This is a genomic window from Vibrio sp. PSi01, from assembly GCF_054960695.1.
Map to the genome: position 1 here is coordinate 40,571 of NZ_JBHNYN010000009.1, position 14,943 is coordinate 55,513.

Consider the following 14,943-nt stretch of genomic DNA (forward strand, 5'->3'; position numbering starts at 1 on the left):
TAGTGTTCATTTTGGCTATTTTTTAATAATTCATTTTCGATAAATCTTTTTAGTTGTCGCTACTCACTATAGATTGACCGTCTAGCCAGTAACTCTCTTGAACAGCATCTCTTAGACTTCGAATTGAGAAACCAAACCATCTAGCGCTTCACATTGCTCCGCCAAAGCCATACATGCGTTTTCTGCACTGTTCGCCATTTCCACCATTTGCATAGTGCTTTCAGCTATACGTTGAACGTTCTGGTTCACTTCTTCCGATACTTGAGATTGCTGAGAAGCCGCAGTTGCGATTTGCGTGTTCATCTCATTCATCATACCGATAGAGTTACGAATTTCACTCAATGACGACGCAGCTGTACTCGCTTGAACAATGGTTTTCTCGCCACTAACTTTACTTTCGTTCATCACGCTCACCGCTTGTTTAGCGCCAACTTCTAAGCGTTCAATCATCGACTGAATTTCACCCGTACTGTCTTGAGTTTTACTTGCCAAGGCTCTAACTTCATCAGCAACAACAGCGAAACCACGACCTTGTTCACCAGCACGTGCCGCTTCAATCGCAGCGTTCAATGCAAGTAGGTTAGTTTGTTCAGCAATGCCTCTAATTACACCAAGAATAGAAGCAATGTTCTTAACATCACTGTCTAGTTCATGAACAACACCACTCGCGTTTTCGATATCATGCGCCAAGCGCTCAATCGAACTCACCGTTAAGCCTAAAGTTTTATCTGCAGATTCCACTTCTCTATTTGCCGTATTGCTTGCAGAAGCCGCTTCTAACGCATTACCACTTACGGCAACGCTGGTTGCTTGCATCTCATGAACTGCAGCAGCAACTACTTCACTCTCTTTCTGTTGATTAGAAGAAAACTGAGCCACACCTTGAGTCAGTGATTTGATGTTTTCCATCTCAGAACGTACAGCGTTAGAAGTGGTAATAACCTGTTCGATGGTCACATGAATCTTGCCAACAAACTGGTTGAAAGCAGAGCTAAGTCGAGCAATTTCATCACTCCCCTCAACGCTCATACGTTGAGAAAGATCACCATCGCCAGAAGCAATTTCAACCATCGCTTTTTCAACATTTTGAATCGGTTTAACGATAAAGCGATTCGACAACCATAACGCGAAAGCAGCAGCCAGGATCGCCACACCCATGCCGACTTCAATGATCACCTTGCTTGATTCAATAGATTCATCGGCTTGTTGACGAAGTTCTTTCTGCTTCAATTCGATCAAGGTTCTGATGTCACGAAGTTGATCTCGAATAATCGCAAACTCAGCATCTAACGCAGGAGAGTAATCAATGTTGTATTGGTATGCATTCTCAGGGTCGGCAAACATAGGTTCGTGCAATGCCACCCACTTGCTCATCGCGTTAACAAGCTTTGATAATTCACCACGAGAAGATGGATCCAACACCCCTGCTTGATATAAGGTTTCGACACTTTGAAAACGAGGCACCGCTTTGTAAGCATTGTCTTTAAATTCAAACTTTTGGTACTCAATCGCCGCTTGGTCTTTTGCTAATAATAGACCTTGAGCAGAAGCGATAACTTGGTAAATATCACGATAGCCATCTTCCAAATTATCTAACACTGGCTGAACCACATTATTCAACTCATGGTTGATTGCAGCTTGAGCGTTAGATTTAAGAACATTAAGCACAGTAACAGTAGAAAAAACGATCACGATAACCATTAATGGGATCGCAATTTTACTCTTAATTGAAAGGTTGTTGATACTCATAAGGGGGCTTATAACCATACAATAAATAGGGACGCGCGCATAATATACAGTATCAATTTAAAAGCTAGCTAAAAGTTTGTGAACCTAGTCGCATAGCAAACGTTACCCTTGAATCGACTGTCTATTATTCAACCAAAGGTCAACATTAAAAAGTAGAGCCAAAGACATTTTTGCACTTATTTACCACAGACATGCTCAAATACTGGAGAAGTCATAGAAATAGCACCATAATGTACGGCTCAAAAGTAAATAGGTATGAACATGAAAATTTGTGGTGTTGAAATCAAAGGTAACGATGCTGTCATCTGTCTTCTTTCTCTGTCAGATGGTGTATTTAATATCCCTGATTGCCGAGTTTCTAAAGTTGCGATTAGCGACGCAAACGACACGCAGAATATGAAAGGCTTTCAATTCTCTTTTGCAAAGTTGATGGAAGATTACCAAGTAGATAAAGTTGTAATTCGTCAACGCCAAACAAAAGGCAAATTTGCTGGCGGTGGCTTTGGCTTCAAACTAGAAGCAGCAATTCAACTGATCGACGGCCTAGACGTAACGGTTGTATCACCTGCTGACATCAAAGAGAGCCTAAAGCGCAACCCTCTTATGATGAAGTTCAAAGAGACTGGCCTTAAGCAATACCAAGAAGCACCGTTTACAACGGCTTACGCTTGCTTGATGCAGCGCTAATCAATAGACGCTAACCAATGATTAAAACGGAAAGAGCCTGAAGATTCAGGCTCTTTTTATATCTATCGATCAAGTGCTGCTTGCCTACGAACTTTTAGTAACTCTGGCTTTTTCACGACCAAATATACCGCTGTCGCTGACAACGCGAATCCCATTGCGCCGTAGATATCAAACGACTCTCCAAAAATAAGCCAAGCTTGAATTGCCGTCGTTGGTGGTACTAAATAAAACACCGATGCTACACTCGAAGAAGCCCCATGCTCCACCATGTACAACAACAACAGAATAGCAATGCAAGATAAGACAATCACTAACCAAGCTAACGTTAGTGTAAATTCAATAGTCCAATTCACATGCATGGTTTCGTAACGCACGGCGAAAGGTAAAAATAGCGAAGCCGCAGCAAGATATTGCACCATCGCACCACCGACCATGTCTGTCCCTTTGCAGAAACGCTTTTGGTACAATGTACCGACCGTGATACCCACCAGCGAAACCAAACACAACAACGTCGCCATGCCCTTTTGGTCATCAGATTGCCATTCAATATTGCCCATCAACACCAAACTAATACCCGCAAAACCGAGGGCTAATCCTAGCCATTGTGCGAAATTAAAACGCTGCGAACTACAGCTGATCATAATCAATGCGGTAAGAATCGGTTGTAAGCCAACAAGTAGAGAACTCAACCCGGCAGGCATACCCATATCAATCGCCAGATAGGTGCCACCAAGGTAGAAACCATGAATCAAGATGCCGACCACACAAGCATGGAAGAATGCGCGACCAAGAGGGATACGACGCTTAAGGATTGCAATCAAAACCAAGAACAGCACCACGTTGGCTACCATCCTCAGTGAAAGTAATGTTGCGGGTTCCGCGTATTCCACACCAAGACGTGCACCGACAAAGCCTGACGACCACAATATTACAAACACAAACGGAATCATTTTAATCAGCATTACAAACCTCTGGTCAACTCTTCATCAATGCTGTTACCTTAGTTGGGTACAGATAACTAATAAAGATACAGATATAACACTTTAAATGGTTACAGATTGAGAGTGAGCAACGAGGGAGAAAAACGTGGAAGCAGAACTCAGCGGCAATAAATACCTTGCTACCGAACAACATATTAAGGCTCAGATCGATAAAGGACTCTTTCAACCAGACGATCGCCTTCCCTCAATTCGTCAATTAAGCGAGCAGCTTGGTGTGAGTAAAAATACCGTGATTCGCGCCTACCAAGAACTGGAAGCGACAGGCTGGGTTTATTCAGTACCTAAATCAGGCTATCGTGTGAAAGCGCCCAATACCACCAGCTGGGATGCACCAAGCCAACCTCAAAAAGTTGACCTCTTATCTGTCACTAAATCAGTTCTCTCTCGCCCCAAAGGTCGTTTAAAGCTTCTAGCTGGCTCTGCCCATCCCAACATCAATAACCCCGCAATACGAAGCTTGTACGCTGAGATCGGTCGCCACAGCCGATTGCAAACTCAGTTACCCGGTTACTACCAATTGCCTCCTGGTGACGAGCAATTAGTAAAACAATTGTTAAAGATCACCCACGATCTAGGCGTACCTGCGGGATCGAAAGAGATTGCGATTACGCATGGCGCACAACAGGCGATCAGTTTGGCTTTACGCGCGCTCACCAAACCGGGCGACATCGTGGCGGTAGAGTCACCGTGTTACTTCGGCAATTTGTTGTTGCTCGAGTCGCTAGGTTTAAAAGCCCTTGAAATACCAAGCAGTGTTAGCCACGGAATCGACATCCCTTCTCTACAAAGTGCACTGGATAAATGGGATGTAAAAACGCTAGTGCTAACACCAAACTTTACCAATCCAACGGGCTCACGGATGCCATTATCTAATCGAAAAACGCTGTTGGAGATAACCGGAACTTTGCCGATTATCGAGGATGATGTGTTTGGTAGCCTGGCGTTTGATGCACCTATTGCCAGCCTAAAAGAGCTTGATGACCAAGATCGAGTTATCTACGTGAATTCGCTCTCTAAAACCTTAGACTCACGCCTACGTATAGGTTGGTTGCTCTCGGGGCGTTACCAAGCTCAAGTCGAAAAATATCTCCTTTGTGACAACATGGGGAGCTCAAACCTGATGCAATCCGCAGTAGGTCAGTTTCTCACTACAGGCAAATACCGCAGTCATCTTTCTAAAATGAAACGACTCTATCAAACCAATCAAAAGCAGTTCCAAAGCCTATTAATCCATGCATTAGATAGCTACCCTCACCTTGTCGGGCGTTACCACCTATCAAAACCTGAAGGCTCATTTTTAAACTGGATAACACTACCGGAATCGGTCGACAGTTATTCCGTCTATCAAGATTGCTTAAAACATAAATTAGGTATTTTACCTGGTACTGTCTTTGGCACACACGACCAATACAAACACTGTTTGCGCTTCACGGTCGCGAACATTGAAGAGAACAAAGATTGGAAAGAAGGGATAGTGACACTGGCTATGATCATCGCTAAACATACACATTAACCGTTCACTTTCCTCAATTAGAACTGACACCAACAAAAAAGCCCCACTCAACCAAGCGGGGCTTTCACTATATCCATAGCCAAAGGCTAATTAGCGTAGCCTTCAAGCAACCTACTCTCTAAGCAAGTTGATATTTAAGCGATTAACCTTCCCAAGCAAACTGTTCAAATACTTTGTCTACTGGTGTTTGAGCAACGTGGTTTACGTAGTTACTGATCACTTTCTGCGACAAGCCAAGAATCACTTCTAGCACTTGTTGTTGACCGTAACCCGCAGCGAAGAAAGCTGCCATTTCACTTTCTGGCACATTGCCACGATTACGTACCATACTTAGCGTGAAATCATGCAGTGCTTGAAGTTTTTCAGTTGGCAGTGCAGCACGGTTACGCAGTGCTTCGGTAATCGCTGGGTCTACATTCATTGAATGTGCGATACCCGTATGTGCAGGAACGCAGTAGTGACACTCATGTTCAACGTTGATAGTTTGCCATACCACTGTCAGCTCATCGGCATCAAAAGATGACTCATTAAATGCTTGATGAAGCTGTGTGTAAGCTTTCAGAGTATTTGGTGATTCAGCCATCACACCAAAAAGACCAGGAACTCGGCCCATTTGTTTTACTGCACCCTCAAGAATAGGTTTGCTTTGTTCTGGTGCTGATTCTACTGAATGAATTTTAAAGTTGCTCATGTTCTATTCCTTTCGATTCTTTATCTTAATTTGGTTCACAATCGGAGTGATATGAGACTGTTCTCCGTTGGCGTGAAAACAATATAGAACAAACAAGAACGATCGTTCAAGTTTTATTTTGAACATTCGTTCAAATAGGCTGAATTTATCGAATCAACAATTATGGAATAACTATATTCATTTAAACAGTTCTGACTCTACCTGCATGATTTAAAATGAAAAACCCACCAGGTAACACCTGATGGGTTTTGTTCTAAGTCTGAATTATTACTTAAATCAACGATCCAATATTAACGGCACAAGCCCTCAGGTGATCTAATCACATTTAATCTCATCACAAGGTTAGACATTTTCACCTTCAAACTGGTAAAGATCATTAGTATTTGTCCCCTAACTCTGGACAGCAAAGGTAAACACTTTATCAATGCACTCTTTACCGCTGCTGGTATGTATGCTGATCGCTTATATCTTGGTTCATGAGTTAGCTCCCAAGCGGATGCCCTACCAACTGCCATTTAAACGGCAGTCGGTACCAAAAGGTTCGTCAACTCTACTCGATGCTGACGAGCCCCCTTTTACTGAAGTTTTCAGTATGAATTCCCCTAGACGTAATAATAATTCCAGAATTTGTCAGTGCATCAATCACCATAATATTCATAACAGGATTCCCACAAAAAGGAATTAACACTTGCTTTCTATCGACTTCGTTAACCATGGCTTGACTTATCAAAGTACCAAACTGATTATCATCAGAAGTTACAAGGATCTTTCCAGTTACAGGACTTCCTCGATAGTTCAAGGTAAAAACCGTTCTTTGCAAGGCTGCAAAACTTCCATCGATCAACTGAAGCTCATATTCCCCGCTTAAACAATAATCGCCTTCCAGGCGACATTCATGTAGTTGAGCATCCAAAGGAGTATCCGAAAACTCCATTTTTTTATCAAAGTTGAAAATATGTGATGTCCAATACCCAACTCCGATAACAATAATGAAGACGATAATATTTTTAAACACGTTAGATTACGAAACGCTTGCTAGCTTGATTAAGCTCTTCAATAGATTCTGAAAGTTCAATCACAGAATGGTTTTGATTGTCTGATTGTTCGGTAATAGCACTAGAAAGAGAACTAACACCGGACATCGTTTTCGTTATCTGGTTCAATGCCACGGATTGTTCATCAACTGAGTTTGTTACCAGTGACATTTGGTCATTCACATCAGAAACCGTAGTCGAGATTGTCCGGGTAATGTCCATAATATTACTTACCGAACCAAACACTTCATCCGAGTATTGCAAAACATTTGAGATGTTTTGAGTCGACTGATTAATGTGCCTATCCAATTCTGAAAGCGATTTATTAATCTGTTCCACGCTAGTATTGGTACGTATGGCCAACTGACGGACTTCATCAGCCACAACCGCAAAACCACGACCAGACTCTCCTGCTCGCGCAGCTTCTATCGAGGCGTTAAGTGCTAACAAGTTAGTTTGGTCGGAAATACCAGTGATTGTTTCTAAGATTTGGTGAATGTTTTTTGTATCTCTAGTCACGTCCATTACATTTTCTTTCGTTTTACCTACCGTAATTTTTAATGATTCAAGAGTCGTTTGACAATTGGCAGATTTTTCGACAGCACTAAAGCTTAGCTTATTCGCAACTTGAGTACTTTCATTACAATGTTGGGCTATGACTGACATACGCTCAAAGGAATGACTAAGTTCTTCTATTGCATGGGTAGCAACTTCTGCATTAGTGGCATTGTGTGAAATTTCTTTATTGACGTCTGAAGTATTTTTTAAAAGGTTCTGCGCAACATTTTTTAGCCCATCAATCACGTGATTCTGAACTTTAACCATATCCTGAAGTTGGGTTATAAAGCTGTTGAAGCGAGAATAAAAATCGTCACCAGTCTTGAGTTCAATATTTAAATCTAACTTATCTTCTTGCACCAACTTCTCTACAGATGCTGTTACATATTCCATTTTACGCACACTTTGCGCTTGAGTTAGTGAACCATAGATAGAAACACTAGCTTGGAACGTAGCATACAAGCAGTGTTCGACAACCATTGAGAAACCGGTGCCAGGAGGGTAGGCGTATATTGGAAGTCCTGATACTTGAATGAAATAAAACGCTACATGGTGAATAGCAGCAGCAATATAAGTATGTAGCACCATAACCCAATTGTTATATAAACTCATAAGACCAAGCAGAATAAACACTTCAAAATGCAGCATCACATCGCCGTAAGCTTGATGAATATGTAAAGCCACAAAACCATACATTACGTACGGCAACATCGAGGAGAACTTTGGGGAATTAAAAGAGACCACCGCAATCATCAAAGATACCGCAACAATGAAATCTCCCATTGCAAATCCATATTGCATGAAGTAAACAAAGGTCAAAATTGATAAAGGTCCGGCAATTACGTAAGTTTTTTGCTTAAAAGTTAATGTTCGTTCAAATGACATTTTAATCCTAAATTTTATGTGTGGCTTGTTTTATGTACAAAAAGTATGGGAACCTAAAAACTCTAGACCATTATTTTCAAGACATCTAAACGAATAAACATCATTACTTTCAGCATATTAAGAATAGTTATAGTTATAGATTTAGTATTCAAATTAAATTGAATTGAATACTAAATACGAACTAAAAGCGTAAATTGAAAAGAGTTATAATTTACCTAGCCGATATCTTACGTGCTCACTCAACAAAAGATCAGTATTAAAAAGTCAAATTACCAAGCAATTGCTCACATTGGGCTTTTAGCGATTTAAGCTCATCTTCATTCATCTTAGAAAGACACAGCATTTCAACCGGAACGGTCTGCGCTTGCTCTTTGAGCTCTACCCCTGCAAGTGTCAACGTGATAACTCGAACTCGCTCATCTTCAATACTGCGAGTTCTAAGCACATAACCTTTCGCTTCCAAACGCTTGAGTAGTGGCGTCAAGGTACCAGAATCTAAATGCGTTTTTGCGCCTAGCGCTTTGACATTTATCTCTTTTTCTTCCCAAAGCACCATCATCACAATGTACTGCAAGTAAGTAAGATCAAGCGCTTTCAGTAAAGGTTGATACGCCCTACTCATTGCATTCGACGCACTATACAACGCAAAACACACCTGATTATCCAGCTTTAGATAGTCATCTTGGTCGCTCATGATCACCTCACCAATAAATTAAATTGTGCACAATATACTTGCGCGCTCAAGTTTTATCAATTAAGCTAGCTTTAAAATTAAGTTGTGCGCAATTTAATTTTAAACAATTCAAATAAGGACTAAAACAATGACAACACTCTACACAACTTCTGCAACAGCAACGGCAGGTCGTAATGGCCAAGTATCAACGGATGACAATCTACTCTCAGTGGCATTGAGCTACCCTAAAGAGATGGGCGGTTCAGGTGAAGCGACTAACCCAGAACAGCTATTTGCTGCGGGCTACTCTGCGTGCTTCTCAAACGCGTTACTTCATGTAGCGAAAGAGATGAAGATTAAGATCGCATCAGCGCCAACAACCGCAACGGTAGGCATTGGTCCAAATGAGAATGGTGGCTTTGCTTTAACCATTTCACTAGCCGTTGAACTCGATTTAGATCAGGAACAAGCTGTTACGCTTGTGAAAACGGCTCACCAAGTCTGCCCATATTCAAATGCAGTTCGTGGCAACATTGATGTGAAATTGTCGGTTAACGGACAAGCGCTTTAGTTCTTGGTTCTTGGTTCTTGGTTCTTGGTTCTTAAAGCATAGAACGAGAGCCTAGAGCTTAACTAAGGAAATCAACACGCCGACGATAAACATGAATGCCATTCTTACCTCAATGTAGAGAAAGCAGGATATCGAGATATTGCGATATCTTACTTTAAAGAGTATATTTCACGTTAGTCGAAAACAGCAGCCAAACGCCATGTCAGATATGAATGAAGTTTTAAAGTCAATCAACAACCCAGTACGAAGGGATATTCTACACTGGCTAAAGTCACCGCATGAGCACTTTAACCTAGAGAAACAACTCGTTGATACCGACGTTGAAGGGGTATGTGTCAGCATTATTCAAGAGAAAAGTGGCTTATCCCAATCGACCGTCTCGTCTTATCTTTCTAACTTGCAACGTGCAAAGCTGGTTACTTCAAAACGCATTGGCTCGTGGACGTACTACAAGCGTAATGACGAATACATCGAGAAGTTTTTAAAAGAGTTATCTAACTCACTCTAACAAGCAGAATCAAAACAGACTGGGTGGATAACGCCGCCCATTTTAATCTTGTCTATTTTTAGAAGATTAGATATCGAAATTTCTCAATATCTAGCTATGTAGATATGTAGATATGTAATTAAATAGAAAAAATATACGAAAAATTAAACGGAGTTGGTAAACATGAGCAAGTCTATTCAATCTTTTAATCCTAGTAATGGAGAACTGCTTGGTGAAGTCAATAGCGCCTCTAGAGATGAAGTCGTTCAAACGATCCGCCAGTCAAAGTCAGCACAAAAGGTATGGAAAAAACTCCCGATAAATGAGCGCGTGCGAACCATTATTAGAGCTTACCAACACCTTGATCAGTATGCAGATTCCCTCTCAGAACTACTTGCTCGCGAAATGGGTAAAGATATCCGACGCGCCACTGGTGAAGCAACAGGCGCAATTTACATGGGGCAGCATTATGCAGAAGAAGCACACCGCGCGCTCAACACTCGCAAATTGTCAGGGTCAACAGAGCTTCAATACCGCCCACTAGGTGTTGTCGGAGTTATATCTCCTTGGAACTACCCTGTGATGATGGCAAACAACCTCATTGTGCCAGCACTGGTCGCGGGCAATAGCGTGATTCTAAAACCTTCAGAAGAAACGCCTCTCATCGCTGAAGCATTCTTTGGTGAGCTGCAAAAACACCTACCCGAAGGCGTATTAACAATTTTGCATGGCGACCGAGAAACTGGTGAGGCATTAGTCGAAGGCGACATCCAAATGATCGCGTTCACTGGCTCAAAAGCAACAGGCCAAGACATCATGCGACGCGCAGCGAGCAAGGTAAAACGCTTGGTCATGGAGCTAGGTGGCAAAGACCCAATGATAGTGATGCGTGATGCCAACCTAGAACAAGCAGCTCGCTTTGCCGTCGCAGGCAGCTTTGAGAACTCAGGACAAATGTGTACTTCGATTGAACGTATCTATGTTGATGATCGTATCGCTGAAAAATTTGAACAACGTGTCACCGAGATCGCCAACATGTACCAGATTGGCCCGTGGGATATGCCTAACGTAAACATAGGACCGATCATCAATGCCACGCAGCATGGAAAAATCGTTGAACAATTAAAAGACGCACAACAAAAAGGGGCAACTTTCCTTCTAGGCGGGATTGAACAACCAGATCGTTATATCCGTCCTACTGTTATCACTGGAATGACTCCTGAAATGAAGTTAGAAACAGAAGAGACTTTTGGACCAGTGGTCGCTATCACTCGCTACTCCAACATTGATGATGCAATCGAACGTGCTAATGCCAGCGAGTATGGATTGGGAGCTGTGGTATTCGGCAACCAAGGTGCCAACGAGGTTGCTGATGAACTTGACGCTGGCATGGTTGGCATCAATCAAGGTCAGGGCGGTAGTGGTGACGCTCCCTGGGTTGGTGCGAAACAGAGTGGCCTTGGCTACCACGGTTCAGTAGATGGTCATCGTCAATTTGCTCAAGTGAAAGTAGTTTCAAAATAAGGATTCATAATGAATAACGAACAGAAATTCTACGTTGTTAGACGAGAAGCAGGCACTCAGTGCAGTGACCTACCAGTCTGGGCACCAAAATCGGCTAATCCATTTTCACTTAATGACAGCGTCAGCGCAGTATCACGCATTGAAGTAAACAATGTACCTGGAGCTTTCCAGCTAAGAGATGTACTTCTTCCTGAAGAGGTTAAGCGGATACTTGATGAAGCGAACCAACTTGGTTTCACAGAAGATGCCGCAGTTTCATTGCCAAGAGAAATACGCCATAACCGAAACCTCAACCTGATCGCCGATCCTAAAACACTCGAAATCATCTGGAACCGATGCAAAGATCATTTCGTTGATAAGTACGACCATTTTGCTGGTGTGAAACCACTTGGAATCAACGGTCGTTTTCGATTTTATCGCTACGATGAAGGGGATTTCTTTAAAATGCACACCGATGGCTCTTGGCCCGGTAGTCAAGTTGTCGGTGGAGAACTGATCGATGACTCTTTTGGCGACCGTTGGAGCATGTATACTTTCTTGCTTCTATTGAGTGATGATTTCGTCGGTGGTGAAACCCAATTCATGGTTAACCGTGACGACCCGAGTAAGCCTGCTCGTCGTCAAAGGCATGAGAATGCGGATATAGAATCGGTTAAAACACCTAGTGGTAGTGTCCTATGTTTTCCTCACGGTACTCACCCTGCCCATTGTATACACGGCTCAGCACCAATACTTTCTGGGACTAAATACATTATTCGTACTGACGTATTGTTTGAGCTTTAACTTGTCGTTTTTATAAAGCGCAGTCTTAGCCGCTTCAACCCTAAAAAATGTCCCGCACTAAGCGGGACATTTCGTTACGTAAGATAGCTCTTAACTCTTAACTTTAAGCCATTAGCCATTAGCCATGATCTCGGAAAAATTAACTCTTAAACGTATTCGAGAGTTCTTTTAGTGATGTTGCCAATTCTGCTTGTTCTTTCGCTGTCGCCGCAATTTGAGTCGCGCCCGTCGTAGATTCTGTCGACTTCTGCTCTACCGCCACTACGTTCTGAGCAATGTCTTGTGTCACTACCGCTTGCTCTTCTGTTGCCGTTGCAATCTGCTCTGTCATACTGAATATCTCGCTCACAGCACCAGAAATATCTTGTAGCGTTTGTTCTACGTCTCGCGAATCTTCAACCGCTCTTGATGACATTTTTTTACTGTTATCAATCACATTGAACGCTGTTTGTACATCAGACTGTAGCGAACTAATGAAGCCTTCAATTTCCAACGTCGACTCTTGAGTGCGTTGAGCCAATGTACGGACTTCATCAGCTACAACAGCGAAACCACGACCTTGTTCACCAGCACGAGCCGCTTCGATCGCAGCGTTTAGCGCCAACAAGTTTGTTTGATCAGCAACCGACTTAATCACATCGATCACGCTATTAATATTATTACTGCTTTCGTGTAGATGAGTAATTTTCTCAGCTAAGCCGTTAATCTCAGACGCTAAGATTTCAATCGATTCATAAGAGTGTTGGACCGTGCTCAAGCCCTCTTGTGACTGTTGATCCACCATTTTCGCCGAAGTCGCCGTTTGCTGCGTTTTAGCCGCGACTTCATTCACGGTTGCCGAAAGCTCCTCAGTTGCCGTTGCAATCAGCCCAATTTGGTTTTGTTGCTCAACCAAGGTATTGGAGTTGTATTGGCAAGTTTGCGCCGTCTCTTCTGCTGCCGAAGCGAGTGTTAAGCTCGATTGAGACAAGTTGTCGATCACCTGCGAGAACTTCTCTAAAGTTTCGTTAAGCGATAAAGATATCTGGCCAAGCTCGCTGCTACCTACGTAAGTCGCACGAACTGTCAAATCATTATCATCACGAACTTTTGAAAGCACTAAAGTAAGGTCTTTCACTCGTGTGGTTAGATCGGTTATAGCCTTGAAGCTAACAAAAGTTGCAAACAAAGTAATCACAACAAACATCGCGATACTCGCCATCATGGCAGTCTGCGCTTCTGTCGTTTTTTGTTCCGTGAGTGCGATCAGTGAATCAGCTAACTGGTTCTCTGTTTTCTTCAACTGAACAATACGCGCCGTTGATTGTGCAAACCAGTAAACAGGGTCAACATCAAAACCACTCATTTTCGATTGTGCAAGCTGTCGAAGTTTTTCAACTTCTGCGACAGATCGATCATTCAATTGTTGCTCAAAAAAACTCACATTGCTTGGGGTGCTCAGCACTTTAAAGTTAGAGAAATAGGTATTTTGCTCAGTCATTAAAGAGATAAACCTCACAAGCATACCCGGGCCAAACTCATTTTTAGAGAAGGTATTATTGAGTACAGCACGTTCAATACCAGCACGCTCTTTGCCTTGCAAGAAGTTGTAGTAAGCGATGGTTTCTGTAGTAATGGTGGCATCCGAACTCAACTCTGCAATCAATGCCGATACGCTCAATAACTTTGCGTTAAGTTGAGTGTAGTAACCTAGAGCCTCAGAAAGTGGGATAGATTGAGAGTCGACTCGATTACGAATAGAAGTGATCTGATTGAGGCTTCGGCTGATTTCTGTATTCAACTTTGTGATTTGCGGTAAATCGATATCAGCCGACTGCCAATATTCGCTTCTCTGGTCACGTCGAGTATCCGCACTTGCTCTTTGTGAACGTAGTTCACTGACAAACTGAGTACCCTGTGAGCCGATAAAACCGGCAGTCATTCCACGCTCTTTCTGTAACTCGTGCACTAATTCACTGTATACAACCGACAAACGCGTCAGTTGGTTTAATGATGACATTTCACTGGTGGTCTCTACGCCTTTTGATATAGCAGAAACACTAAGCCATAGAAAGCCTAAGATCGGCAAAATAAGCAAAGCGATGATTTTTTGCTTAAAAGACATATCGGTTAATTTCATTTTTATTCCCTAGCAGCTAACAAATCTCTTTCTGGTTGTAATTAGACACACTTATATATCAATGTGCCCTTGTTGAGATCATATAATTATTCAGTTTTAGTAATTACCATTCCCTATCGGCGGCAATCGATAAACCTAACACTTAACCTTGTAGAACTCATTGACTTGTTTATAAAACTGTTAGCTATGCAACTTAAGCGGAAAACAAATACGATCTTCAACATTTTTCCGGCGCAAGTGACTGAAAATTGACAGATTTTACATAACCACAAAGTGGTAGACCACACTAACTGTACAAGCCTTATCAAGCTATGTCCTCACGACCGTCTATATATTCAACATCAACTATGTATAATGCCGAGCTCGTAAAATTAACGTAGATGCATAATTAGAGGTTTTTTATGGATTGTCCTGCTTGCGAACAAAACATTGGATGGGAATGGGTAGAAGAGGCAGCAATTGAACCCAACGAAGAATTCAACTGCCCAGAATGCGATGAAATTTTAATGTATACCATTGATGAAGGCACCTATTACGGTGCGCAACATAAAACCGTAGAAGTTGTTGACGCATAAATTGCAGCCTGCAGTTACACACTAGCCATTTTGTTTCAATCATTTAGCAAATAACTAGACTAAGCAGCCTGTTTTCTTACTGGTGTGGCTTTA

The 14,943-nt window shown here is 42.2% G+C and carries 14 protein-coding genes; 7 read left to right on the forward strand and 7 right to left on the reverse strand.

Translation table 11 applies throughout. The features are described from left to right. Window positions 1-111: 111 nt before the first annotated feature. The gene (locus tag ACFI6G_RS13695) at window positions 112-1,749 is read right to left on the reverse strand and encodes a methyl-accepting chemotaxis protein (protein WP_010432978.1); all 1,638 of its coding nucleotides are present in this window, start codon (window positions 1,747-1,749) and stop codon (window positions 112-114) included. 261 nt (window positions 1,750-2,010) lie between these two features. On the opposite strand from ACFI6G_RS13695, the gene ACFI6G_RS13700 reads away from it, so the two are divergent. Beyond that, window positions 2,011-2,436 carry a DUF3010 family protein gene (locus tag ACFI6G_RS13700; RefSeq protein WP_462710321.1) on the forward strand — a complete coding sequence of 142 codons (426 nt, stop codon included), beginning with the start codon at window positions 2,011-2,013 and terminating at the stop codon, window positions 2,434-2,436. Between the two features lie 62 nt (window positions 2,437-2,498). Here ACFI6G_RS13700 and ACFI6G_RS13705 read toward each other — a convergent pair whose 3' ends face one another. Then, complete coding sequence (locus ACFI6G_RS13705) at window positions 2,499-3,398, reverse strand: DMT family transporter (RefSeq protein ID WP_010432974.1); 900 nt, start codon at window positions 3,396-3,398, stop codon at window positions 2,499-2,501. A 124-nt stretch (window positions 3,399-3,522) separates the two neighbouring features. Here ACFI6G_RS13705 and ACFI6G_RS13710 point away from each other — a divergent pair, with 124 nt between their 5' ends. Continuing rightward, window positions 3,523-4,950, forward strand: coding sequence for an aminotransferase-like domain-containing protein (locus tag ACFI6G_RS13710; RefSeq protein ID WP_010432972.1), 1,428 nt, complete (start codon window positions 3,523-3,525; stop codon window positions 4,948-4,950). Window positions 4,951-5,092: 142 nt separating this feature from the next. On the opposite strand, the gene ACFI6G_RS13715 is transcribed toward ACFI6G_RS13710, so the two are convergent. The 4 genes from ACFI6G_RS13715 to ohrR all read right to left on the reverse strand — a co-directional run bounded on the left by ACFI6G_RS13715 (window position 5,093) and on the right by ohrR (window position 8,812). Beyond that, window positions 5,093-5,641: a carboxymuconolactone decarboxylase family protein gene (locus ACFI6G_RS13715; RefSeq protein WP_010432969.1), complete on the reverse strand. Its 549-nt coding sequence runs from the start codon at window positions 5,639-5,641 to the stop codon at window positions 5,093-5,095. Window positions 5,642-6,191: 550 nt separating this feature from the next. Beyond that, window positions 6,192-6,656 (reverse strand): hypothetical protein, encoded by a 465-nt coding sequence (locus ACFI6G_RS13720; protein WP_016797725.1) that lies wholly within the window; start codon window positions 6,654-6,656, stop codon window positions 6,192-6,194. Window position 6,657: 1 nt separating this feature from the next. Then, a complete protein-coding gene (locus ACFI6G_RS13725; RefSeq protein WP_462710306.1) occupies window positions 6,658-8,118 on the reverse strand; it encodes a methyl-accepting chemotaxis protein in 1,461 nt (486 codons plus the stop codon). Between the two features lie 256 nt (window positions 8,119-8,374). Then, window positions 8,375-8,812 (reverse strand): transcriptional regulator OhrR, encoded by a 438-nt coding sequence (gene ohrR, locus ACFI6G_RS13730; protein WP_016797727.1) that lies wholly within the window; start codon window positions 8,810-8,812, stop codon window positions 8,375-8,377. A 127-nt stretch (window positions 8,813-8,939) separates the two neighbouring features. Here ohrR and ohr point away from each other — a divergent pair, with 127 nt between their 5' ends. The 4 genes from ohr to ACFI6G_RS13750 all read left to right on the forward strand — a co-directional run bounded on the left by ohr (window position 8,940) and on the right by ACFI6G_RS13750 (window position 12,156). Continuing rightward, complete coding sequence (gene ohr / locus ACFI6G_RS13735; protein WP_462710307.1) at window positions 8,940-9,362, forward strand: organic hydroperoxide reductase Ohr; 423 nt, start codon at window positions 8,940-8,942, stop codon at window positions 9,360-9,362. Between the two features lie 199 nt (window positions 9,363-9,561). Continuing rightward, entirely contained in the window at window positions 9,562-9,870 is a 309-nt protein-coding gene (locus ACFI6G_RS13740; protein WP_010432957.1) for an ArsR/SmtB family transcription factor, read from the forward strand. A 162-nt stretch (window positions 9,871-10,032) separates the two neighbouring features. Then, window positions 10,033-11,373, forward strand: coding sequence for an aldehyde dehydrogenase family protein (locus ACFI6G_RS13745; protein WP_010432954.1), 1,341 nt, complete (start codon window positions 10,033-10,035; stop codon window positions 11,371-11,373). 9 nt (window positions 11,374-11,382) lie between these two features. Then, a complete protein-coding gene (locus tag ACFI6G_RS13750) occupies window positions 11,383-12,156 on the forward strand; it encodes a 2OG-Fe(II) oxygenase family protein (RefSeq protein WP_010432952.1) in 774 nt (257 codons plus the stop codon). Window positions 12,157-12,295: 139 nt separating this feature from the next. Here ACFI6G_RS13750 and ACFI6G_RS13755 read toward each other — a convergent pair whose 3' ends face one another. Then, complete coding sequence (locus ACFI6G_RS13755) at window positions 12,296-14,275, reverse strand: methyl-accepting chemotaxis protein (protein WP_010432949.1); 1,980 nt, start codon at window positions 14,273-14,275, stop codon at window positions 12,296-12,298. 401 nt (window positions 14,276-14,676) lie between these two features. Between ACFI6G_RS13755 and ACFI6G_RS13760 the strand changes: the two genes are divergently transcribed. Beyond that, the gene (locus tag ACFI6G_RS13760; protein ID WP_010432946.1) at window positions 14,677-14,850 is read left to right on the forward strand and encodes a hypothetical protein; all 174 of its coding nucleotides are present in this window, start codon (window positions 14,677-14,679) and stop codon (window positions 14,848-14,850) included. Window positions 14,851-14,943: the final 93 nt, after the last annotated feature.